Genomic DNA, 24,093 nt, shown 5'->3' on the forward strand with positions numbered 1-24,093 from the left:
CGAAACAAGCATAGGATGGGATTAACAATGACAGAACGTATAGTCGTAAAAATTGGCAGCAGCTCGCTCACGTCTGAGGAAGGCGGCTTAAACCGCGAACGCATTCATTATTTCGCTTCGGAACTCGCGATGCTTCACCAAAGAGGCAGCAGCGTGATGCTCGTGACATCCGGCGCAGTCGCAGCAGGTTTTCGTCAAATCGGTTATAGCGTTAAGCCGAAGATAGTGCATGAGAAGCAAGCCGCGGCCGCAGTCGGTCAAGCGCTGCTTATGCAGGCATATCAGGAAGCTTTCGGCGGATACGGCATCGTAGCCGCACAGATATTGCTGACGCGGGCTGACTTCTCCAATCGCCGCCGCATCCAAAATGCGCTGATGACAATTGAAGAGCTTTTGCGTCTTGGCATCATCCCGATCATCAACGAAAATGATACGGTTGCAACAGACGAGCTTGTCCTTAAATTTGGAGACAACGACAACTTATCCGCACTAGTCGCGGCCATGACGAAAGCTGCCCAGCTTGTGATCATTACCGATATGGACGGCTTGTACACCGAAGATCCGCGCAAAAACCCGCAAGCGGTCAAAATCGAGCGCGTTGACCAAATTTCCGACGATATTATGAAGCTTGCTGGCGGCGCTGGCTCCTCAGTCGGCACAGGCGGCATGCGATCCAAAATCGAAGCTGCGCGGATTGCCATGCGAGGCGGCGTGCATGCCTTTATCGGAAAAGTGCAGAAGGAAGGTGATTTGGCACTCGCCGTTGAAGGAAATGGCCGCGGCACCTATTTCGATACGAAGCTGAACAGCCTGCCGATGAAGAAGCAGTGGCTTGGCTTTCATTCGATGCCGCAAGGCAAGGTTGCCGTCGACGATGGCGCAGTGAACGCTCTGCTTGAAGGCGGCAAGAGTCTCCTGCCCGCTGGCGTTACGGATGTTCAAGGCGAGTTTCTGCCTGGCGACGTTGTTGAAGTTACCAATCGCCATGGCGAAACGCTTGGCCGCGGCGTCGTGAATTACGCCGCTTGGCAAATTCAAGCGGTTGCCGGTCTGACCACGGAGGAAGTGAAGCGCAGGGTCGACGTTTCCCGTATCGAATTTATTCATCGCGACGAATGGATTACATTGAAATAATAAGGAGGCTTCCTATTATGACCAGCGAAGTTAGACAGAAAGCAATATTAGCACAGGATGCAGCAGCCATTATGAATCGATTGACAACAGAACAAAAAAATACAGCGCTTATACATATGGCTGACGCCCTGCTCGCCAAGCAAGCTGCCATTATTTCCGCAAATGAGCTTGATTTGCAGCGCGGACGCGAGCAAGGCACAAGCCCTTCCCTGCTCGACCGACTCGCGCTTAATAGCGACCGTGTAGCCGCAATTGCTGAAGGACTTAGGCAAATCGTAGAACTGCCAGACCCTGTCGGCGAGCTGCTTGAGCATTTTGACCGTCCAAATGGGCTGAAAGTTGAAAAAGTAAGAGTGCCGCTCGGCGTTATAGGCATGATCTATGAGGCGCGTCCGAACGTAACCGTCGATGCAGCAGGCCTTTGCCTGAAGACCGGAAACAGCGTTGTCCTTCGCGGCGGATCGGCGGCAATCGAATCGAATCGCAAAATTGTAGAGGTTCTCAAACATGCGCTTGCCGCAACAGCAATGCCAGCCGATGCCATTCAGCTTATCGAGGATTCAGATCGCGCTTCGGTTAACGAAATGCTGAAGCTCAACGGTCTGCTCGACGTTGTTATTCCGCGGGGCGGCGCTTCGCTTATTCGCAACGTAGTTGAAAATGCAACGGTCCCTGTCATCGAAACAGGCGCTGGCATTTGCCATACATTTGTGGATGCAAGCGCCGATTACAATATGGCTGTCGAAATTGCCTTTAATGCAAAGGTACAGCGCCCTTCTGTATGCAACTCCCTGGAAACTCTGCTTGTTGAGGAATCTTTTGCCGATAAGCATCTTTCACAGCTTGCTGATCGCTTCATTCAGGCTGGTGTTGAGCTTCGCGGCTGCGAGAGAACCGTTGCTCTGATTTCTGGCGCCAAGCCTGCTACGGATGAGGATTATAGCACAGAATATAATGACTATATTATGAATATACGTGTCGTTCCGCATCTTGACGCTGCTCTTGCTCATATCCGGCGGTTCGGCACCAAGCATTCCGAATGTATCGTAACGGAAAATGCGCAGCATGCTGACCGTTTTATTCAAGAAATTGATGCTGCAGCCGTTTATCATAATGCCTCCACCCGCTTCACCGACGGCTTCGAATTCGGCTTCGGTGCGGAAATCGGCATTAGCACGCAAAAGCTGCACGCACGCGGACCAATGGGCTTGCCTGCCCTGACTTCGACTAAATACCGGATTTATGGAACTGGTCAAATACGAGGTTAATGCTGCCTGCACAACGGCAAGCTAAATAAAATTCAAAATGAAATGACGGAGGTATACAACAATGACCCTACTGACACAAGCTGGCATTGCCAGTCTGCAAATCTGCTTCTATGGCGCCGGATCGATGGCCGAGGCGATCGCACGAGGATTAATAAACAAAAAGCTGGTTGAACCAAGCCGCATCTCCATGCTTAATCGGCAAAATGAAGAGCGACTTAACGAGCTTAATGAGACTTATGGCGTACAAACGATCGTTCAAGGCTCAAGCAACGAAGCTTACTTGCGTGAAGCGGATATTATCTTTTTGGCGATGAAGCCGAAGGATGCAGCCGCTGCTATCGCTTTTATTCAGCCTTTGGTTTCGCCAAAGCAGCTCATTATTTCGGTAATCGCAGGCTTGTCCATTAACGCAATCGAGAAGCTTCTTGGCGGGAAAGGTGCAGTTGTCCGGGCAATGCCGAACACTTCAAGCACGATAGGTCTTGGAGCTACCGGGATCAGCTACTCGAAGAGCGTAACTTCGCAGCAGCAAATCGTAACGGAGGCGATCTTCAGCTCCATCGGCATCAATGCCGTCGTTGATGAATCGCTGCAGCAGGCCATAACCGGCGTGTCCGGAAGCGGACCTGCCTATGTGTATTTTTTCATGGAATCCATGATTGCATCTGCTATCGAGCTTGGCATCTCCGAGGCTTCGGCTAAAGAGCTAGTCGTTCAAACTGTTCTTGGTGCGGCGGAGATGGTCCGATACACTGGCGAAGAGCCTGCAGAGCTGCGCCGTAAAGTATCATCGCCTAACGGCACGACGCAAGCTGCCATTGAGCTGATGGCCGAGAACCATTTCCTAGAAACGATCAATAAGGGCGTTAAACGCTCTGCCGAACGCGCAGGCGAGCTCGGAGCAGATATTGAGAGGAGCATTAAGGAATGAACGGAGTATGTATCGCAACCTATCGTTCCTATGACGATAAAGCCGATTTTAACAAAAAGGCGCTTTCGATAGCAGTCGGTTTGACGGTTGGCAGCTGGACAGAGCTTCCCGAAGCGCAAAAAGCGGATATGGAGAAGCATCTTGGCAAAGTGCTGTCCGTTAACGTGCATGAGCCGGAAAACGCATTGCCAGGCGAGCGTTATGCTGACATTCGGATCGCTTATCCTGACATTAACTTCAGCTGCGATCTGCCTGCCCTTCTCGTTACCGTGTTCGGTAAACTTTCGATGGATGGCAAAATCAAGCTGCTTGACCTTGATGTATCAGAGGATTTTGCTTCTGCTTTCCCTGGACCGAAATTCGGCCTAAACGGTGTTCGTGACCTGCTTGGCGTTGCGGAACGGCCGCTTCTGATGAGTATTTTCAAATCGGTTGTCGGCTACGATCTTGCAAACCTGCAGGATCAATTCTATAAACAAGCGCTTGGCGGAGTTGATCTGATCAAGGATGATGAGATTCTGTTTGAAAATCCGCTTACGCCGCTTGAGAAGCGTGTTGAAGCTTGTATGGACGCCGCACGCCGCGCGGAAGCGGAAACAGGCCAGAAGCTGCTCTATGCGGTTAATTTGACCGGACCTACGTCTCAGCTTGCCGCGAATGCACGCAAAGCAATAAATGCTGGAGCCAACGCGTTATTGTTCAACGTTCTTGCATATGGCTACGATGTGCTTCACGAGCTTAGCAGCGACAAAACGATAAATGTACCAATTGCAGCGCATCCCGCAATGGCAGGCGCTATGTACCCATCGCCGCATTACGGAATTAGCGCCTCGCTCCTGCTTGGGAAGCTCATGCGTCTAGCAGGTGCAGATCTCGTCTTGTTTCCGTCCCCTTACGGCTCAGTCGTAATGCCGAAGGAAGAAAATTTGGCAGTTAAGGATGCTTTGCTTGAGCCGCTTCATGGCCTGCGGGCCAGCTTCCCTGTACCGTCTGCTGGTATTCATCCCGGTCTTGTTCCGCTTATTCTAAAAGATTTCGGAACAGGTGTAGTCGTTAATGCCGGCGGCGGCATCCACGGCCACCCGATGGGCACGGCTGCAGGTGGACAAGCCTTCCGCCAAGCTATCGCAGCTGCATTAAACAATATGCCGCTTCGCGAAGCTGCAGCACAATCAGGCAATGAAGCGCTGCAAGCGGCTATAAACGCTTGGGGGATCAAAGAGTAATGAGTGACATCAATTCAACTAAGAAACGCATTGTGTTCTGTGATTTTGACGGCACGATTACTGTTAATGACAACATCATCGCTATCATTAAACATTTTAACCCAGAAGGCTGGGAGAAGATTGCTGAGCAAACGATTTCGCAGGAGCTGACGATCAAAGATGGTGTCGGACAATTATTCCGCCTTCTCCCTGCTTCCATGCAAAAGGAAGTCATTGCATTCAGTATATCCAACGCGCGGATTCGGGAAGGATTCCGTGATTTTCTTGCTTTTTGCAAAGAGCAGGAGATTGAATTTTTCGTTACGAGCGGCGGCATCGACTTTTTTGTTTATCCGATTCTTGAACAGTTCGGCATTCCAAGTGATCATATCTATTGCAATGGCAGCGACTTTAGCGGCGAGAGAATTGAGATATTGTGGCCAAATCCATGCGATGAGCACTGCAGCAACGATTGCGGCATGTGCAAAACGACCATTATGCGCCGCTTTCCGGCCGATCAATTCGAGCGTATTATTATCGGTGACAGCGTAACTGATTTTGAAGGTGCAAAGCTCGCTGATGTTGTGTTCTCACGTTCCCATCTGACCGTGAAATGCAAGGAGCTTGGGCTTGTGCATCATGAATATGAAAATTTCCATGACATTATCCAATTTATGAATGCTGAAAGGACGACTTCGAAATGAGCTTTCAACAAATCGCCTTAGAAGATAAACAACGTGCGCTTTCCGAGCTTCGCGACGTAAAGGAGTTATTCGCCTCGCGCGGCTGGTTTCCAGGAACAAGCGGCAATCTATCGATTCGTGTCGGTGATTTCAAGCCCGATGATTTTCAATTCGCAGTTACGGCAAGCGGCAAGGATAAAACCGTTCATACGCCAGAAGACTATTTGTTCGTTGACCAAGACGGCAAGCCTTGCGAGGCTACTCGCCTCAAGCCATCGGCAGAAACGCTTATCCATTGCGAAATCTACAAGCTGACTGGCGCAGGCGCCATTTTTCACGTTCATACTGTCTTCAACAGCGTTATCTCTGAATATTTCTGGGATCGCAAGTCAGTTCCGGTTGACGGCGTTGAGCTCATTAAAGGCTTTAACATCTGGGATGAGGAAGCGCATATCGATATTCCAATCGTCTCCAACTTCGCTCACATCCCTTCTATCGTACCTGAGGTTACGGACCGCATCATTCCTAACATCCCTGGCATCTTGCTGCGCAAGCACGGCATTTATGCTTGGGGCGCCAATGCTTTTGAAGCAAAACGCCACCTTGAAGCGTTTGAGTTTATTTTTGAATATGTATACCGTTTGGAGCTGCTGCAGCGCGGCAATCGCTAATTTTTCAGAACAATACTAGTAGTAAAACAGGCGTCTCATCAGCATGTTTGGTGATGGGACGCCTGTTTTTTTATAACTGCTGCAATCCAAATAACCCCTTCTGGCTGCAGAACAAAGTAACTCACCTGCTCAACAAAGCAACACACTGCACAAACTACAATAGAAACCTTACATGACTCACAAATTGAAGAGCTGCGTTGCAGAAACGGCAGAAACGCAGCAGAACCCGCTCATTAGTAGTATACGAGGCTGCATTAATGGATTCTGATGCACAAATTGCAACGTTTATCGAGCAGCTAAGATACCGTCCAAACATTGCATCATCGTCATCATCGCACTGTCGCTAGCCATTTTCACTCTTTTACAATTGAATCTTTGCTCTCTATTTCAACTATTTCAACAAATTGCTGCGGACAAGATCGAATATAGGAGGCGATTAGCTTCAACGAATGAGGAGCGGCCTCTAGGAAACGCTCAAATAAATTGTTTACAGCGCTTAGCAGTTCTTCATCACGATCCACATCGCTTAACGCGGCGGCACTCCATTGCAAGCCCAGCATGGCATTTCGCGCCCCAAGAACTTTTTTCGTGTCCTCAAGCAATTCAAGCATAGGTGCATCACCAAAGAATCGAAGCCCACCTGTCACTCCAGACCAGTAACTCGGCTTATCCAGCAAATACGATATCCAGGCATAATACTCACTTCTCGAATGTTTGGCATGATCATACATCACTCTGAACATGCACAACGCCTGCTGTCCCATAGTGAGCTGGGAAATTGCAGCCGTTTTAACTGAAGCATCTTTTCCACGAATTTGTTGAAAAGTAGGCTCCATGCATGCCCATCCCAATCTTTCATCATCCAATGAATCGAATTCCTTCTTTCCAATTGCAACTAATGTCATTCAATCTCTCCTTTTCCATTAACTAACTTCCTGACATCCTATGCATAATTGAGGTCTTACACCGATGTCACTCAAAAGAATACGACAGAAATAATCAGTTGTAAATAAAAGGATATTCATTATTAACCTCGCTCAGTATAATTACATATTGACTTTGACGTAACGGAAATGTTCATAATGGCATGAGGGGGTTGATCGGTTTGAAGGTGCATGAGGCTGCCAAGCAGCTCGGCGTTACGCCGCGCACGCTGCGGTTTTACGAAGAAAAAGGGCTAATTAGTCCTAACAAAGCTTTAGAAAATAATTATCGATCCTACTCCGATGGAGATCTTATTCGGCTTCGCTGGATTATTTCGCTGCGAGAGCTGGGGATGCCTATAGCGGCAATTCAAGAGGCGCTATCTGTCTTGCATCAGCCGGAAGCCTTTATACGCAAAGTTGACGGAGCACGTGCCCAATTGTATGAACAATGGATTACGACGACTAAATCGCTCCAAGCACTAGACGAAACGATCATGGCATGGCAGAGAGGCGGCGAAGCCATTCTTACGCAGGCGGAGTGCGCTGCCGAGGAAATGAAGCATAACCGCATTCTGCGAGCGTCCTGGAGCGATCAGTGGAATTATGATGAACTGGCGCTCAGCTACGGCTACAACGCGCCAATGGTGTCGCTTGAAGGTGTACTGTCAGAAGAGCAATATCACCAAACGCTCTTAAAAACAGTCGAATGGCTGGATCCTCGCGCAGAAGAGCTTGGCCTCGAATTAGGAGCAGGCAGCGGAAACCTATCCGTACTATTAGCTTCAGTCTGCTCAAGGCTAACCGTCGTAGAGCAATCAGCAGAAATGCTCGCGATACTGAGAGAGAGGCTGCCTCAAATCGATGCGAAGCAGGGCAATTTACTCGCCCTTCCATTAGCTGCTCAAAGCTATGCCTTTATTGGCTGCAGCTTCGCCATGCACCATTTGACTCCATCTCAGCAGCTGCTGGCTCTGGAAGAGATGGACAGAGTGCTTCTAAACGGTGGGCGTCTTGTCATTAGTGGACTAATGGCTCAGTACAATGAATGTCAGTCTGATTCGAACAATCAGCTCTCCGCTTTCCCTGCCAACTGGACGCAAATCTTTGCTCCAGCTCTTGTTCACTGGCTTGAAGAAAGAGGATATTCAACGGTTACCAACAGCATAAGTCCGAGTTCATGTCTCCTATATGCCAGCAAGCCATAATTCTGCTCATGAATCATTTATTCCAATAAAAAAGCTAAGCCTCATGGCTTAGCCTCTTCCTCCGCGAAACTTTTGCGCATGAGCGCGCGCCTCATCGGCATTCGTCACCCGATTGCGGCTCCATTCAATCAATATCCGGTCAATGTATCGCAAGCTTAGCTTGCCGGCGAAGACCGCTTCTTTGAGCGCAAAACGAATGATTTCATCGGTATAACGATCATGATCAAGCCAGCCGGAAATCGTCTCGCATTCAATTGGGGACAATAGTCTCCCAAACTCTTGCTCGAAAACGCTAAATAAATCCGATGATGACACGGCTTGCGGCTTCAAAGGCTGACGCTCAGCCTTCTTCGTCTCCCGCTTCTGCTCCGCTGTCAAAGCAGCAGCTTTCAGCAGCCAGCCCGTCCAATTGTAGCGCTCCGACTGCATGCCTGTCCCGATGTCGACATATTCATCAATCGTCAGAAAATCATCCTTCATGAGCCGCCCAAGCATTTGGCCAACCTCTCGGCCTGTCAGCCCCATCCGATCTGCCAGCTCCTCCGGCGTCGGAAAATCATTCCTATCCGCTTCCATATATACCATGATTTGAAGCAGCATCATCGCCTCAGAGTCCGACAAATCAAGCTGGCGGTATGTGCGCAGGAGCATCGCAGATACATGAACGCCGCCCTCCTGCAATGCAGCGGCCATTCCATGCGAATACGCCTTCCATATCTCGTTGTTCACTGCCGGCTGCCTCCTATACTAACCTTTATGACAAGTTCGCTTGGCGAACAAGATTGTACGTATCTCTCGCGATTAACAGCTCTTCGTTAGTAGGAACGACAAGCACTTTTACGCGTGAGCTGTCCTTTGTAATTTCACGCGCATCCTTGCGGCGTTCAGCGTTGCGTTCTTCATCAAGCTCAATTCCAAGGAATGAAATGCCTTCGCATATTTCTTTGCGCAAAGCTGCTGAATTCTCGCCGACGCCAGCTGTAAACACGATGGTGTCCACGCCGTTCATCGCGGCAGAGTAAGCGCCGATATATTTTTTCACCCGATAAGCATACATGTCGAAAGCGAGCCTCGCATTCTTATCACCGTCAAGCATCGCCTCGGTAACCTCGCGCATGTCGCTGCTTATACCGGAAATAGCCAGCATCCCGCTATGTTTGTTAAGCATAGAATTAACTTCATTTAATGTCAATTCTTCTTTATTCATCACGAATGGCACAATTGCCGGATCGATATCGCCGCTTCTCGTACCCATCATTAGCCCTTCCAATGGAGTCATGCCCATGCTCGTATCAAATGATTTTCCGTCTAAAATAGCCGCTAAGCTTGCGCCATTTCCGATATGGCAAGTAATCATTTTGAGCGATTCCAACGGTTTCTTTAAATAATCGGCAGCCTGAGCGCTTACATAAGAATGCGAGGTTCCATGAAAGCCATATCTCCGAATTTTGTGACGGCGGTACAATACCGTCGGGATCGGATACAAATAAGACGTGTTCGGCATCGTCTGGTGAAATGCCGTATCGAATACGACTGCTTGAGGAACATTAGGAAGATTCGTTTCTACCGCAGTAATCCCCATCATATGCGCAGGATTATGCAGCGGAGCAAGATCGAACAGCCTGCGAATTTCAAGCTTTACATCCTGCGTAACAAGCACCGAGTTGCTGAATACTTCACCGCCGTGAACGACGCGATGGCCAACGGCATCAATTTCATTCAAATGACTGATAGCACCAAACTCTGGATGCGTCAGCATATCCACTACGCGCTTAACCGCGGTAACATGATCCAATATTTCACTTACATGGCGCACCTCGGGCTTGTCGATTGGTTCATGCGTGACGATGGAGGAATCCATCCCGATGCGCTCTACTCGGCCGCTCGCAAGCACCGATTCATCCCGCATGTCGTAGAGCTGATATTTTAACGAGGAGCTTCCTGCATTGATGACTAATACTTTCATTAGATCCGATCCCCATCCTTATCGTATTTGAAGAAGCCGACGCCAGACTTGACGCCAAGATGCCCGGCACGGACCATTTTTTTCAGCACGATGGATGGACGGTATTTAAGCTCGCCATACTCGCGGAACATACGGTCCAGCGCTGCCAGCACAGAATCAAGGCCAAAGCGGTCGCACATTTCAAATGGACCATGCTGGAACGAATAGCCGATCCGCATTGCATTGTCAATATCCTCCGCAGATGCAACGCCCTCCTCAAGCACATGCAGCGCTTCATTAATGAATAAGCAGATGAGGCGCGACGTTACGAAGCCCGGGGATTCGAATACCATGACACCTTTTTTGTTAATAACCTCTTCTACAAAATGCTTCGTATGTATAAAGGTTTCCTCTGATGTCTTCAGACCTCGAACAATTTCAACCAGATCAATTTTGAATACCGGATAGATAAAGTGCATGCCAATAACACGTTCAGGGTGCTTCGTTACACTGGCAAGCTCCGTCAGGCTCAGCGTAGACGTATTGCTTGCAAGAATAACAGCAGGTCCGCATATATGGTCGATATGCTCGAATACCGCTTTCTTCAATTCCAAATCCTCTGTTATCGTTTCAATGACAAGCTCGCACTCGGCTAATCGATCATAGCTGGTTGTTGCCTCAATTTTATTCATGATCAGCTTCTTCTCGGATTTCGTGAGCGCCCACTTCTCGATTTGCTTATCCAGACTTAATTCTATCATTTGTTTACCATACTCAAGACGCTCATCCGAGTGCTCGATGATGATAACATCCAATCCTTTCGAAGCAAGCATCTCTGCAATGCCTTGCCCCATTGTTCCTACCCCAACCACGCCTACTGTTTTTATATGCAATGTAATAGCTCCTTTAAAATGGTGAGTTTGCCTCGTAAAGTAGAAGCATTCTCTGCAAATATAGTTCAACCTTATTATAACGGTTTTCATCAAAAAAAGAAGGCGGACAGACACTCCGCCTTCAAATTGTAATATTGTAAACGCTTTATGCTGCTGAGTTTGACTTAAAGAGGCTTCTAAACTCATCTCCGCTTAGTGTTTCCTCTCGAAGCAGCGTTTCTAGCGATTGTGTAAAGATAGCACGCTTCGACTCAAGCGTCGCTTTCGTTTGCAGCATCAGCTCATCTAGAATCTCGCGGTTGATGTTCGCATAAGCCTCCTTGGTTATCATCGATGCATCAATGATGCCAAGATCCGTTAATCCGGATTCAACCAGCGTTTTGACAATGCTCATCGATTGCTCAAAGTCGCCTCGCGAGCCTGTGCTTCGACCGCCGTAGAACATTTCCTCTGCAGCAGCTCCGCCTAGCGCAATCATAATTTGACCATTGAGGAACTGCTTCGTATAAAGATACTGATCCTGCTGCGGGTTGTGGCGTACATAACCTAGCGCTTGTCCGCGCGGCGATAACGCAACCTGCGATACGCTTCCTGGTCGAACAACCTCAGCCATAATGGCATGTCCAAGCTCATGGAGCGCGATGCGCTCACGTTCTTCCTTCGTAGCTTCCCGATCCGTCTTCTCGCCCATCATGACTTTATCTATGGCCATGGACAGATGGTTTTCGCCTATTTTGTCGCTGCTTTCCCGCATCGCATAAATCGCCGCTTCGTTCATCACGCTCTCAAGCTGAGCGCCCGAGAAACCAAATGATTCTTTTGCAATACGATCCAAGTCAACATTCTCGTCAATTGGTTTATTTTTTGCATGGATGTTCAAAATATGCAGCCTGCCCTTCTTATCCGGCAAATCGACTCCAATATGGCGGTCGAAACGGCCTGGACGCAAAAGCGCGCTGTCGAGCATTTCCTTGCGGTTGGTAGCCGCTATCAACAAAATACGTGGCGACTCATTTGCATAGATGCCGTCCATCTCCGTCAATAGCTGATTTAAGGTTTGGTCATATTCACGCTGCTGGCCGCCGTCTCTTTTGCCGCCAATAACCTCAATCTCATCGATAAATATGACCGCACTGCTTTTTTTCGCTTTATTCGCCTTCGTGCGGGCATCCTTGAACAAATCACGCACGCGTCCCGCACCTACGCCGACATACATCTCTACGAACTCACTGCCCGAGGCAGCCAAATAAATCGAATCCGTATACTGCGCAGCCGCCTTTGCAAGCAGAGTCTTGCCTGTTCCTGGAGGACCTGAAAGCAAAATGCCTTTCAGAGGCCGGATGCCGAGCTTAGCAATCTGCTCTTGATGGACAAGAAAATCAAGCGCCTCTACAAGCTCCTGCTTTGCCCGCTCCTGCCCTCCAATTTGATCGAAGGTTAGTGGTGTCGACTTCGCCTCAGTGCTTCGCTTTTGGCTCGACATAGCCGTTAGCTTGCCTTTGCCTCGCGCTGCATAGACTACCACAAAGCCCAATACGCCAAGCATCAGTATGGGAAAGACATTTTGGCCAATAAAAATTAAAAAAGCAATGAGTACAGGTACAATTCCGATTGCGATTTCCACTCCGTATTTTCTCATATTACCATGCCTCCAATTGAGCTGGCGTACGTGGAAGCACAACATATTTTACTGCTTCTTTATTCGTAATCGTTATATATACGTTGTTGTCATCCATCACTGTTGCAATTGTTACATCCTTCATCGCTTTTGCTGCTTTGTTCATTGCTTCTGGAATGCTCGAATACGTTTTTGTTTCCATCGCTTCTGCAACCTCGAACATCGAGGAATACCATAGATCATCCAGCTGCTTGCTGGATTTTTCTTTTATATCCAGCACTAGCTTGCGGTCACCAAACACGTTTTTGCCGTTTTCAGAAATATTCTCGTATATATCTCGGATGTTAGCATTTGGCGCCAACTCCACCTGAATAGTCACTTGTTCGCTGTCCATTACCGGTTTGCCAGACGATACTACGCCTTGCACTTCATTAACAACCTGCTCCAATGGCGCTGCTACAGCAACTTGATTATAAATGGCCCAGCCGCCAAACAAAACGGAAGCCGAAATTGCAGCGGTAATGATTACCGGCATCACACGTGGTTTTATCATAATGAAATTACCTCCCGCAACTATATATTGATCTTTCCGTATATCAATTCCGCTATACGAAAGTATATCATGTTAAGCTGCGAGATTCGTCCATCAATATAAGGAAACGGAGCCTTAGGGCTCCGTTTTGGCAGGCAATTTATAAGAATCAATGAAGGTTCCGTCATCAAAGCTATAGAAATCGTAAAAGGAATGCAGAGGCTTCTGGCCATCATCATAATAGACTTCCCAAATCGGTTTTCCACCAAACAGGCCAGGTTGAATTCGTTTAATATTCGCGTCTGGCTTCTCATTATTAAACGAACTTTTCAGCGTTTGCTCCGACACGGCATCATCCGCATTAATGATCTTGGGCAATTGATCTTCGGTCAGCCATACGAATACCTTATCATCCGCTTGATTTACGCCTTCAACAACCCAGCTCTCTTTGCTCCATATATGATGATATACATTATTAATAGAAGCTAGATCAGCCGCTTTTGTTGCTTGCTCCTTGGCATCCTTTATGGCTGACCACTCTGGACCTTGTATATCGCGAAAATAAATAAAGAAAAAGGTGATCAGCAGCAAAAGACTAGCGACGATCAAAAACAACCATTTCTGCAGCGTCATAAACGGCGGACGTTTTCTAGCGATTACGCGCATTAGGCTTGCAGCAAGCGATCGAAGCTCGCTTGCGCCTCGTAACGAATTTTCTGCTCATCGAGGAAGGTGCATTCGCCGTCTTTGAGTACTTGCCGCCCGTCAATCCATACATGCGCAACGTCGCGTCCGGATCCGGAGTAAACCAAATGCGAGATCATATCCGTCTTCGGATAGAAATGCGGCTGCTCGATGTTAATAGCGATAAAATCAGCCTTCATTCCTTCTTTCAAGCTGCCGATTTGATCCTGCTGCCAAATGGATTTGGCTCCGTAGACAGTACCCAGCTTTAATGCCTCAATTGCCGGAATTGCGGTTGGATCGCCTGACACGCCTTTGTGCAGCAGAGCAGAGAACCGAATTTCCTCAAACAAATCCAAATTATTGTTGCTTGCGACACTGTCCGTTCCAAGCGATACGGTCACGCCGGCACGAAGCAGGTCGGGTACGCGCGCGATGCCGCTCGCAAGCTTAAGATTGCTTACTGGGTTATGCGATACCGCTACCCCCTTGGCAGCAAGGATCTCGATCTCAGCATCGTTTAGATGCACGGCATGCGCAACGAGCGCTGGGCGCGAGAAGAAGCCAAGCCGCTCCAAATGCTCAACGGGACGAACGCCGTAATCCCTAACATTTTGCTCAACCTCAGCTAATGTTTCGGACATATGCGTATGCAGCGGCAAGTTGTAATCATGTGCTGCCTGGACAAACCGTTCAATATAATCCGGCGGACATGTATAAGGCGCATGCGGAGAAATCATCGTTGTAATGCGGCCATCCGCTTTGCCGTTCCAATCGCGCGCGAATGCGATTGCCTCAGCAAGCTTTGCCTCTTGAACGTCCGGCGGGCATAGGCCAATTACACCTCGTGTCAATACGCCGCGGATACCGCTCTGTTCTACCATTTGTGCAACCTGATCCATCCGATCATACATATCGACAAAAGCCGTTGTACCCGAGCGGAGCATTTCAACAATAGCAAGAGCGCTGCCGGCACGCGTATCCTGATCGACATATTTTCCTTCCATCGGCCACATTTTCTGCTCTAGCCATACTTGCAGATTCTGATCATCGGAGTATCCCCGCAGCAGGCTCATCGCCGCGTGGCCATGTGTGTTAATAAGGCCTGGCATAAATGCCAGCTTGCTTCCGTCGATTTTTTGGACGCCTTCTGAAAGCTGTACAGGCGCTTCCGTACCTATATAGGTAATCCGGTCATCCGTAACGACCATATGTCCCTTAAACGTTGGATTTGCATCATCCATCGTAACAAACAAACCATCTTCAATCCAAATCTGACTCATCCTTGGACTCTCCTTCTCTAACTAAATAGTAGGCTAAGCTAAGCAGCTCCTTCGTGAAATCCGCGTTATGTATTCGAATCTCATCCGGAACACGCAGGATGGCAGGCGCAAAGTTCAATATCCCCTCTACGCCTGCCTCCACGAATTGATTGGCGACATTTTGTGCTTCAAAAGCCGGCACCGTTATAATGCCAATTCTAATCTTTTGCTCCGAAACGGTATTCGCCAATTCGCTCATAGGCAGCACGATCAAATTGTTAATGCTCGTTCCGATTTTGCTTGGGTGCACGTCGAATACGGCCGTAATTTGCATGTTGTCCTTCGAGTATTTATTGTAATTGCATAAGGCATGTCCTAAATTGCCGGCTCCCACCAATGCAACCTTAATCGTCTGATCAACCTTCAAAATCTGCCGTATCTTTTCAATTAAATAAACGACGTCATAGCCGACACCCTTGCGCCCAAAATCACCGAAATAAGCAAGATCCTTACGGATTTGAGCAGGATTTAGATCAAGCTTCACGCCTAATTCTTGTGATGAAACGGTTTGAATTTCGCGATTATGCATTTCGTTCAATACTTGGAGATAAATCGGGAGCCTTCTGACTACGGCCTCCGATATTTTCGTTTGCTTCATCGCTTCTCCTCCTCAGCACTAGACGCAGCTTGACTCAACTGCGGAACTTCCTGCTTTTCTTCCGACAACCATTCCCGCATCCGTACAATCATTTGATCCGTATGCATCGTTTCGATTTTTGGACCCGGCAAGGAATATAAGAAATGCTTCCCATAGTACGTATCAATTACCCTCGTATCATATATGATTACAATACCCTTATCCTGCGATGTTCTTACAAGCCTTCCGAAGCCCTGTTTAAAGCGTATAACCGCTTGAGGAATAGACAGCTTCATAAATGGGTTTTGCTTTTGACGCTGCAGCATTTCAGCCTTGGCCTCTGCTAATGGATGATTCGGCGGCTGGAATGGCAATCGAACGATAGCCAGGCAAATCAAAGCTTCGCCAGGAATATCTACACCTTCCCAGAAGCTGCTCGTACCAAGAAGAACAGACTCAGGCGTCTGGCGGAATCGTCTAGTGAGCTTTGTACGGTTGCCGCTGTCGATGCCCTGTCCGAGTACTTGAATGCCTGCTGCGCTTAATTGATCCTTAAGCGGCTCATATACCTGCTTAAGCATCCGGTAGGACGTGAACAGCACGAGCATTCTGCCGTTCGTTTCCTTTGCAGCGTCAGCGAGCGATTTTACAAGCATATCCAAGTAAGAATCATCTACAGCAGCGCCTCGCAGCGCCGGAAAATTACGAGGTATGACAACGAGTGCCTGCTCCCTATAGTTGAAGGGCGAGGGAAGCTGTACGGTTTTAAGCTTTCCTTGCTCTTCATAGCCAGTCAGCCCGAGCTGCTCTGATGCATATTGAAATGATTTTTGCACCGATAACGTTGCTGACGTCAATACGATGCTCTCTTTTACATCAAAGAAGTACTTTTGAAGCTGCGCGCTTACATCTACAGGAACGCCATACAATTGTACAGACCGATGACGGTAAGTGCTGCTCGCCTCGATCCAAAATACCGAATCCGCAAGATCAAGCTTTATAAAGGTCCGCAGCTCATCCTTAAGACGCGATAAATCGCGAACGGCTCCGTTAAGATCGGTAATGATCGCCTGTACGCCAGAATCGTCTACTCGGTCTTTAATATCGGTAACCATCTTGTCGACAGTGCGAACTACACGGTTAAGCTCGGTATGTAAATTCTCTTCAACTGTAACGCCATCTTCCCAGCTTGCTGGAAGCTCGTTTTTCTTAAGGCGGCACACAGACTGCCCATTCTCGGTTGGACTATCCGAAGAGGTAGACGTAAAGCTATAAAGCATTTCAAATAGTTTATCCCAGTGCTCCTTAATCTCTTGAAAAATAGGAATAACCGTATCAATCGTCTCCAGCCAGGAAGCTTGGTGAGCGTCATCCTCGTACATAAGCTTCTGACGCAGCGCAGGCAAAAGCCCTGAACGATTGTCCTTGAACAAGCGAAGCACAGCCTGTGTCAAAGAAAAATAATTGATTTGCATGCCGAGATGCTTGCCAGCCACCTCTTCAACATGATGCGCTTCATCAATAATAAGATGAGAATAGGCCGGAAGCAAACGATGATCGGCTTGAACGTCCGTAAACAGCATCGAATGATTCGTTATCGTAACGTCCGCAATATTCGCTTCATGCTTAGCACGGTGATAGAAGCATCGCTTGAACCATGGACAAGCCCGATTCAAGCAAGAATCCGTGTCGCTTGCTACCGTTGACCAAAATTCGGCGCCTTTGTTGCCAAAGTTAAGCTCCTCCTGATCGCCTGTCTCCGTCTCGCCAAGCCAGACAACCATCTGTGCTGCAGTGACCGTGTCCTCAATTGGCGAAACAAGGTCTTTGGTATTTACTTTTCCTTCGAATTTGCGCAGACATAAGTAGTTGCCTCTGCCCTTGAAGATAGAAGCTCTAAATTCGAATGGCAAAATGTCCTCGAGAAGCGGCAAATCACGCTGTCTCAGCTGCTCCTGCAAGTTGATCGTATGCGTACTGACGACAACCTTCTTGCCGTTCTGAATGCCATAGTAAAGGGCAGGAATTAAATAACCGAGCGATTTTCCTGTACCTGTTCCCGCTTCGATAAGCAAATGCTGATTTTGATTGAGCGCGCCGAACACTTCTTTAAACATCGATACCTGCGCTTCACGCTCTTCATAATTTTCGAACTTTTGCTCAAAGCGCTGCCTGACGTCAGCCAAATAATTGTCGAAAGATACATCCGTTAATGGCAAAGCGTCGCTGCTGCCTGTACGGGCAGGCTGCTCATCGCTCCATTCTCTTACCTTCATCGCAAATTGATTGAAGTAATCGTATTCATTCGATTCAAAGACGGTACGATACTCCATCTGCTGCTGCGTATGCTTAATAAACCAGCACAAATCGCTGCCATCGTCTACAAGCGCAGATAGCCGCTGCAAAGTGAGCAGCGGCAGTTTGCGAAGCTTTGTAATCGTTTCGATAAGCAATAGCGCGGTTGCCCTTGCATCGCTATCGGCACGATGATGCTGATCATGCGGTATTCCGAAGAGCTCAGAAACGGCTCCGAGCTGATACGTATTTATTGTAGGATATAAAATGCGAAGCAATTCAATCGTATCCAGCCTTCGGCCGTTAAGGGCACGCATGCCGCAGCGGGCTAGCGCTTGATTCAAAAAGCCGGCATCGAAGCCGACATTATGAGCAACTAGCACTGCATCATCCAATAACGGAACAAGCTTGGCGATGACCTCTTTAAGCGTTGGCGCATCCGCAACGACCGTTTCATCAATGCCTGTTAATTGTGTAATGAAAGTCGGTATTGGGATGTTAGGCCGAACAAAGGAGCTAAACGTATCGATGATTTCAAGCTCATCAGAAACGATGACCAGCCCAACCTGCAAAATGTCATCCTCCGAGCCATTTCCCGTCGTTTCTAAGTCCAATACTGCAAATTTCATTCATTCCCCGATCCTCTCACAAACAGCACAGCTCCGTGCTTCCGAAATATAACGATAATTGCTTGGGTGTTTCTTGGCAAGACTTCAAATTGTTAAGCGGATCTTTGAAGCTTGGACATACATCGTAAGCCTTCATGAATAATTGCTCCGCTTGCGCCAAATTCATATGCACCGCTTGAATGCACCCTAGCGCATTATAGCCCATAGCCAGCCATTTGGGGAAGTCCGTCAACGCAATCAGCAATTGAAAATGGCGCTGTGCTTCACTCCAATTTTGAAGATGCATCTGGGTCATCCCCAAAAATAGTCTAGCCAAATTACATTCCGGCGATTGCAAAATAGCCGTTTGAAATTGTACCGCTGCGTGCGAGAACATAAATAACTTATAATAGCCTTGACCTTTGGATATAATTGCTGCAAGCTCATTTGGTATTTCTAATTCGGCTAAACTACAGGGTACTGCTGATGAAGCAGGCAGGCTTTGCTCTGCAGCTTCCATCTGTGGCTTCGGAGCTGTGGCAAGATCACTTTGCTGCTCCTTGAAGACAGCAAATTTCTCCTCGAATTCAAGCCACTGCTCAATAAATGTATCGCTAACTTTTTTCAATTGTACCATTTGTTCTTCATAATGCTGCTTTTCCTTTGCACCTGCACCCTCATACTGTTCAATAATTTGATCAAGCATGTCGTTCATGGATGAAAACATATGCTGGAACATACCGCATCCCGCCTTCGCCAGAGAATTTAGGAGTGTTATGTTCATTTTTTGTTTAAACGTCGCTTTTCATACGGTGTCCCAATCGTTACATAACGGAGGGATTAACGTTGCCATTTCGCAAATTACAGGATTGTCGCATGCAGTTCTTCATTCAAAATCTGCAGAGGATGATTATTGGCATCGAGAATGGTGACGATTGGCTTGTGCTGCTTAGCTTCTTCATCCGTCATCATCGCATAGGAAATAATAATAACCTGATCGCCTGGCTGTACCTGCCTTGCGGCTGCTCCATTCAAGCAAATAACGCCTGAGCCGCGTTCGCCGGTGATGACGTAAGTCTCGAAGCGCGCACCGTTGTTGTTGTTAACGATCTGGACCTTTTCATTTTCCCATAGGTTGGCTGCATCCATCAAATTTTCATCGATCGTAATGCTACCTACATAATTCAGGTTCGCTTCTGTAACGGTTGCCCGATGCAGCTTGGATTTCATCATCGTTCTGAACATGCTCATTCACCTCCGCTGCCTGTAGTAATTGATTATCTATAAGACGAGTTGCGCCAAATTTAACGGCAAGCGCCAATATTAAAGGCTGATTAATGGATGCGATAAGAGCAGATGCCACCGGTGCCTGCAAGGAAGGATAATAAAGCAGTTCCACATAATCGATTACCGCTTCGCTTGCTTTGCTCAATTGAACCTTTACCTTTGCCTGAAGGCGTTCAACCGTCAGATCCGGCTCCGCCATCCAATCAGAGGCTTCCTGTAGCGTTCTGGACAAAATAACGGCCTGACTGCGCTGCTCGGCGTTTAGGTAAACATTCCGAGAGCTTAGGGCAAGACCATCCGGCTCGCGCACGATTTGGCAAGGTACGATCTGGACTGGGAAGTTAAGATCATGGACCATTTGTTCAATAACCGCTACTTGCTGCGCATCCTTCATGCCAAAGTAAGCCCGATCTGGCGAAACCAAATGAAAGAGCTTGCTGACAACCGTTCCTACTCCATCAAAATGCCCTGGTCTTGACGCCCCGCATAAACGATCTGTAACATGATTGACGATGACCGTCGTGAGCGGCTTGTTAGGGTACATTTCCTCGACGGAAGGCATAAATACAATATCAACACCGCATTCCTCAGCAATAGCCAGATCCCGTTTCTCATCGCGCGGATAGCGATCCAAATCCTCATTTGGCCCGAATTGCAGCGGATTAACGAAAATACTCAGAACAGTAACATCACATTCAGATCGTGCTTGACGCAATAGCGAGGCATGACCCTCATGCAAAAAACCCATCGTTGGAACAAGCCCAACATTTTTATTCTCTTTGCGGAGGCTCGTCAATTGCTGCTTCAGCTCTGCTTTCGTTCGGCAAATGATCATGGCAGTGGAACCTCCTTCTTTGGCTGGCTGTTATCAGCTTGCCCATCGTTCTTCGCATTGGAGTCAGCACCGCCGTATAAAGAAGGTAGCGCTGCTGCAGGCTTTGCTGTGAACACATGCTCTTCTGCAGGGAAAGTACCCGTTTTTACTTCATCGACATAAGCTTGAATGGCATTTCTAATTGTGGTACCAATATCTGCATAAGTTTTCACGAATCTTTTCTCAAAGTATGGCGATGAATATTGCAAAATATCATGATATACGAGCACCTGGCCGTCACAGCCGCGTCCTGCCCCAATTCCGATAACCGGTATGGTGAGAATATCGCTGATCATGGTGGCCAGTGATTCGGTTACAAGCTCAATTACGATACTGAAAGCACCCGCTTGCTCCAGCGCCTTCGCATCCTTGATAAGCTGCTCGGCTTCCGAATCAAGCTTGCCTTGCACCTTATAGCCGCCCAGCTGATGGACGGATTGAGGCGTAAGACCAATATGGCCCATTACGGGAATGCCTGCTTTCACGAGCGCTGCTACGTCAGAAGCGATCTCTTCGCCGCCTTCAAGCTTTACCGCTTGAGCGCCGCCTTCTTGCATAATCTTTGCTGCATTGCGCAGCGTTGACTCGCGGCCGATGCCATAAGTCATAAACGGCATGTCGGCTACGATGAACGTTTGCTGGGCTCCCCTAGCAACCGCTCTTGTATGATAAACGATATCGTCGATCGTTACGGGTATGGTCGTATCATAGCCAAGCACGACATTCCCGAGCGAATCGCCAACCAAAATAACATCGATTCCTGCTTCTTCAGCAAGCTTGGCTGAAGGATAATCATAAGCTGTCAATACGGAAATCGCATTGCGGTCCTGCTTCATCTTCTTCAAATTCGTAATTGTCAGTCGTTTCCTCATCAGCTTTCATCCCCCGTTCAATGATAGGATAAACACAAAAAAACCTTTTAGCCGCTGCTAAAAAGGTCCCCAAACTGAAAAGGAAACGTTTGCTTGTTGTGCTTCCTTCTGTCTCGGTCCCTTCGGCTCAGAGCAGAGTGTGCATTCCCAACCATTTACTTATTTTTTTGTTCGTCATCAGTGCAGCTTCCATTGAATACCGCCTGATGAATATAGTTTACCAAACTTTTTGCAATTCGTAAACGTTCTGAAATCCACTATAGAGGTTCACCCATTTCTGCTGAGAATACAGGCTTCACCGTACCATCCGACAGTTCGATTCGAATAGCGCCGCTTTCATCAAGACCAATAGGAATGCCTGTAATATCCCCTTGCGGCGTTATGAGCCGTGCTGGCTTGCCAAGCGATACCGACAACGCTTCCCAAAGCGTGATAATTGGACTAAAGCCCTGCTCCTGGTAAAGAAAATAAAGCTGCTCCCACTCCTTCAGAAAATCGGCGATGACATCCTCACGTATCCACTTGTGCCCAGCATTAATGCGAAGAGACGTTGCCTTCTCCAGCAATTCCGCAGGATAATCGTCTTGCTCTAGATTAACGCTAATGCCGATGCCGGCGATTACGTATCGAAGCCGTTCATCCTCAGCAGCAGATTCAAGCAAAATTCCGCTAATTTTTTTGCCTTCGATGAGCAAATCGTTTGGCCATTTGATGCCGATAGGCAAGCTGGTAATCCGCTTAAGACTTCTGCATAGCGCAACAGCCGTCAACAAGGTTAGCTGCGGCGCAAAATGAATCGGCACGGATGGTCGCAGCACCATGCTCATCCAAACCCCTTTGCCGCGGGGCGATACCCAATTGCGTCCCATCCGGCCACGTCCGCTCAATTGCTGCTCAGCGAGGAACAGCGTCCCCTCTGCCGCTCCTTCTTCAGCTGCGGCACGCGCAAGATTTTGCGTTGACTCAACCGTTTCGAAATAATGAATCGTTTTACCAAAAACGCTTGTTTCCAAGCGATTAGTCAACTGCTCTACTGAAAGGTAATCCGGAACGCTAACAAGGCGATACCCAAGCCGTCTGGACGCTTCAAATTGATATCCCGCTGCTTCTAGCTTGCGGATCTGCTTCCAAATCGCGGTTCTGCTCACGCCGAGCTCTTGGCTCATGCTCTCTCCTGATATGTACTCACCCGGCCTGTCCTCAAACAATCGAAGCAAGGATTCATGATTCAAGTTATTCCACCTCCTATTGAATTCACAGCAGGACTGACTCCTTAGTCCCTCTCCTTATTCCACAGCGTTGCTTGCTGAAGAAGGGCTGCCTTATTATTATCAAGCTGTTCTAGAGCTGCCATAAGCAGCAATCGACCCAAATAATCGCTTACCCAAGGCCCAGCTTCCCTTTGCAAATGATTCGTTAAATCTCTACCGCTTATTTTAAGCTGTTTGAGCGTTGATACAGGAATTGCTTCAAGCCAGCCGTTCAAACGGCTTAGAAGGTCAATTGAGAAGGTCTGAGAAGCTGGATCGACCTTGCGCAGGATCTCAAGCCATTCACTCGCATGATGCTTCCCGTAACGGATAATGACATCCGACCAACGGGCATGCAGCTCGCGTTCATTTACTTGCTGTGAGATGCTTTGCATGGCCTTGTGGATCTCTACGATCGTTGAAATCACTTTGCTGCGCGTATTCGAGAATCGAAGCACTTGAAGTGCTTGCCTTGCAGCATCGATTGACAATCGCAAGCCAATAGCAATCGCAGCCCAGCGCAAATCGACCGACTGCAGCTCATGCAGCCTACTATACAGCCTCTTCGCTTCTGCTGTACGATCAGCTTCCTTCAATGCGAATGCTGTTTCATCGAGCAAAGGTTCCTTTATGTGAAAAAGCAATCCGCTAGCAGCCGCATAATGAAGCGCTCTCTGCGGAGCGGCTCCTGCGAGCATTTTATCAAGCTCGACCTGCACGCGTTCCATTGCGATAAATTTCAACAATTCGCGATGGCGTATGATGGCTCTCCATGTTCGAAAAGCAGGCGTAAGCCCATATACACCGATGAAACGAACGGCTCTAAGCATGCGCAGCGCATCCTCTTGGAAGCGAGCCTCCGGATCGCCCACCGAGCGGAGCGTTTTATTTTGCAAATCATAAATTCCGCCATACGGATCATAAAGCTCCCCGTCCTCGCCAAGCGCCATAGCGTTCATCGTAAAATCCCGCCTTAATAGATCGCCATCCAGCTCCGTAATATAAAGCACGCTCTCTGGTTTGCGATGCGCCTCATAAGCGGACTCCTGCCTAAACGTCGTGACTTCATACGGAATGTCGCCTTGGATAACCGTAATCGTACCATGCTGCAAGCCCGTCGGTATGCAGCGCTCAAAGAGCTCGAGCACCTGCTCCGGACGGGCTGAAGTAGCGATATCGACATCTTTAATGGTCAAGCCTAATACGGTATCCCGCACTGCGCCGCCGACAAAGACGGCTTCGAAATGTTGCTCTCGAAGCCGCTGAACGATGGGCAATGCGGATAAAATCGGTTCTGGAAACGAAAGCCGCAT

23 protein-coding genes are annotated in these 24,093 nt (G+C 48.2%); 7 read left to right on the forward strand and 16 right to left on the reverse strand.

Going from position 1 to position 24,093, the window contains the following annotated elements; translation table 11 throughout:
- Nucleotides 1-27: 27 nt before the first annotated feature.
- The 6 genes from proB to mtnB all read left to right on the forward strand — a co-directional run bounded on the left by proB (nucleotide 28) and on the right by mtnB (nucleotide 5,892).
- Entirely contained in the window at nucleotides 28-1,134 is a 1,107-nt protein-coding gene (gene proB / locus AC2TDN_RS03020) for a glutamate 5-kinase (protein WP_484686976.1), read from the forward strand.
- Between the two features lie 17 nt (nucleotides 1,135-1,151).
- A complete protein-coding gene (locus tag AC2TDN_RS03025) occupies nucleotides 1,152-2,402 on the forward strand; it encodes a glutamate-5-semialdehyde dehydrogenase (protein WP_484686977.1) in 1,251 nt (416 codons plus the stop codon).
- Between the two features lie 61 nt (nucleotides 2,403-2,463).
- On the forward strand, nucleotides 2,464-3,333 hold the full coding sequence (gene proC, locus AC2TDN_RS03030; RefSeq protein WP_484686978.1) for a pyrroline-5-carboxylate reductase: 870 nt from the start codon (nucleotides 2,464-2,466) through the stop codon (nucleotides 3,331-3,333).
- Nucleotides 3,330-4,559: a 2,3-diketo-5-methylthiopentyl-1-phosphate enolase gene (locus AC2TDN_RS03035; RefSeq protein WP_484686979.1), complete on the forward strand. Its 1,230-nt coding sequence runs from the start codon at nucleotides 3,330-3,332 to the stop codon at nucleotides 4,557-4,559. The genes proC and AC2TDN_RS03035 overlap by 4 nt, the downstream gene beginning before the upstream one ends.
- On the forward strand, nucleotides 4,559-5,242 hold the full coding sequence (locus AC2TDN_RS03040) for a 2-hydroxy-3-keto-5-methylthiopentenyl-1-phosphate phosphatase (protein WP_484686980.1): 684 nt from the start codon (nucleotides 4,559-4,561) through the stop codon (nucleotides 5,240-5,242). The genes AC2TDN_RS03035 and AC2TDN_RS03040 overlap by 1 nt, the downstream gene beginning before the upstream one ends.
- Nucleotides 5,239-5,892: a methylthioribulose 1-phosphate dehydratase gene (mtnB, locus tag AC2TDN_RS03045; protein ID WP_482065715.1), complete on the forward strand. Its 654-nt coding sequence runs from the start codon at nucleotides 5,239-5,241 to the stop codon at nucleotides 5,890-5,892. Before AC2TDN_RS03040 ends, mtnB begins: the two co-directional genes overlap by 4 nt.
- A gap of 353 nt (nucleotides 5,893-6,245) precedes the next feature.
- On the opposite strand, the gene AC2TDN_RS03050 is transcribed toward mtnB, so the two are convergent.
- Nucleotides 6,246-6,797 carry a hypothetical protein gene (locus tag AC2TDN_RS03050; RefSeq protein WP_484686981.1) on the reverse strand — a complete coding sequence of 184 codons (552 nt, stop codon included), beginning with the start codon at nucleotides 6,795-6,797 and terminating at the stop codon, nucleotides 6,246-6,248.
- Between the two features lie 206 nt (nucleotides 6,798-7,003).
- Between AC2TDN_RS03050 and AC2TDN_RS03055 the strand changes: the two genes are divergently transcribed.
- Nucleotides 7,004-8,023, forward strand: a complete 1,020-nt coding sequence (locus tag AC2TDN_RS03055) for a MerR family transcriptional regulator (RefSeq protein ID WP_484687181.1) — start codon at nucleotides 7,004-7,006, stop codon at nucleotides 8,021-8,023.
- Between the two features lie 48 nt (nucleotides 8,024-8,071).
- Here AC2TDN_RS03055 and AC2TDN_RS03060 read toward each other — a convergent pair whose 3' ends face one another.
- From AC2TDN_RS03060 to AC2TDN_RS03130, 15 genes are all read right to left on the reverse strand, one after another.
- Complete coding sequence (locus tag AC2TDN_RS03060; protein WP_484686982.1) at nucleotides 8,072-8,752, reverse strand: DnaD domain protein; 681 nt, start codon at nucleotides 8,750-8,752, stop codon at nucleotides 8,072-8,074.
- A gap of 25 nt (nucleotides 8,753-8,777) precedes the next feature.
- Nucleotides 8,778-9,989: an acetate/propionate family kinase gene (locus AC2TDN_RS03065; RefSeq protein WP_484686983.1), complete on the reverse strand. Its 1,212-nt coding sequence runs from the start codon at nucleotides 9,987-9,989 to the stop codon at nucleotides 8,778-8,780.
- Nucleotides 9,989-10,861 (reverse strand): 3-hydroxyacyl-CoA dehydrogenase family protein, encoded by an 873-nt coding sequence (locus AC2TDN_RS03070; RefSeq protein ID WP_482065711.1) that lies wholly within the window; start codon nucleotides 10,859-10,861, stop codon nucleotides 9,989-9,991. The genes AC2TDN_RS03065 and AC2TDN_RS03070 overlap by 1 nt, the downstream gene beginning before the upstream one ends.
- A 145-nt stretch (nucleotides 10,862-11,006) precedes the next feature.
- Entirely contained in the window at nucleotides 11,007-12,500 is a 1,494-nt protein-coding gene (locus AC2TDN_RS03075) for an AAA family ATPase (RefSeq protein ID WP_484686984.1), read from the reverse strand.
- A gap of 1 nt (nucleotide 12,501) precedes the next feature.
- On the reverse strand, nucleotides 12,502-13,032 hold the full coding sequence (locus AC2TDN_RS03080) for a hypothetical protein (RefSeq protein WP_484686985.1): 531 nt from the start codon (nucleotides 13,030-13,032) through the stop codon (nucleotides 12,502-12,504).
- Nucleotides 13,033-13,146: 114 nt separating this feature from the next.
- Entirely contained in the window at nucleotides 13,147-13,677 is a 531-nt protein-coding gene (locus AC2TDN_RS03085; RefSeq protein WP_484686986.1) for a cell wall elongation regulator TseB-like domain-containing protein, read from the reverse strand.
- Nucleotides 13,677-14,978 (reverse strand): amidohydrolase, encoded by a 1,302-nt coding sequence (locus AC2TDN_RS03090; RefSeq protein WP_484686987.1) that lies wholly within the window; start codon nucleotides 14,976-14,978, stop codon nucleotides 13,677-13,679. The genes AC2TDN_RS03085 and AC2TDN_RS03090 overlap by 1 nt, the downstream gene beginning before the upstream one ends.
- Nucleotides 14,959-15,615, reverse strand: a complete 657-nt coding sequence (locus tag AC2TDN_RS03095; RefSeq protein ID WP_484686988.1) for a redox-sensing transcriptional repressor Rex — start codon at nucleotides 15,613-15,615, stop codon at nucleotides 14,959-14,961. Before AC2TDN_RS03095 ends, AC2TDN_RS03090 begins: the two co-directional genes overlap by 20 nt.
- Nucleotides 15,612-18,518, reverse strand: coding sequence for an ATP-dependent DNA helicase DinG (dinG, locus tag AC2TDN_RS03100; RefSeq protein WP_484686989.1), 2,907 nt, complete (start codon nucleotides 18,516-18,518; stop codon nucleotides 15,612-15,614). Before dinG ends, AC2TDN_RS03095 begins: the two co-directional genes overlap by 4 nt.
- 16 nt (nucleotides 18,519-18,534) lie before the next feature.
- On the reverse strand, nucleotides 18,535-19,236 hold the full coding sequence (locus tag AC2TDN_RS03105) for a hypothetical protein (RefSeq protein WP_484686990.1): 702 nt from the start codon (nucleotides 19,234-19,236) through the stop codon (nucleotides 18,535-18,537).
- Nucleotides 19,237-19,358: 122 nt separating this feature from the next.
- Nucleotides 19,359-19,742 (reverse strand): aspartate 1-decarboxylase, encoded by a 384-nt coding sequence (gene panD, locus AC2TDN_RS03110; protein WP_482065703.1) that lies wholly within the window; start codon nucleotides 19,740-19,742, stop codon nucleotides 19,359-19,361.
- The gene (gene panC / locus AC2TDN_RS03115; RefSeq protein WP_484686991.1) at nucleotides 19,669-20,619 is read right to left on the reverse strand and encodes a pantoate--beta-alanine ligase; all 951 of its coding nucleotides are present in this window, start codon (nucleotides 20,617-20,619) and stop codon (nucleotides 19,669-19,671) included. Before panC ends, panD begins: the two co-directional genes overlap by 74 nt.
- A complete protein-coding gene (gene panB, locus AC2TDN_RS03120; RefSeq protein ID WP_484686992.1) occupies nucleotides 20,616-21,530 on the reverse strand; it encodes a 3-methyl-2-oxobutanoate hydroxymethyltransferase in 915 nt (304 codons plus the stop codon). The genes panC and panB overlap by 4 nt, the downstream gene beginning before the upstream one ends.
- Nucleotides 21,531-21,787: 257 nt before the next feature.
- A complete protein-coding gene (locus AC2TDN_RS03125; protein WP_482065700.1) occupies nucleotides 21,788-22,762 on the reverse strand; it encodes a biotin--[acetyl-CoA-carboxylase] ligase in 975 nt (324 codons plus the stop codon).
- Nucleotides 22,763-22,803: 41 nt separating this feature from the next.
- Nucleotides 22,804-24,093, reverse strand: coding sequence for a CCA tRNA nucleotidyltransferase (locus AC2TDN_RS03130; RefSeq protein ID WP_484686993.1), 1,290 nt, complete (start codon nucleotides 24,091-24,093; stop codon nucleotides 22,804-22,806).

Source organism: Paenibacillus sp. Y660 (assembly GCF_057221575.1).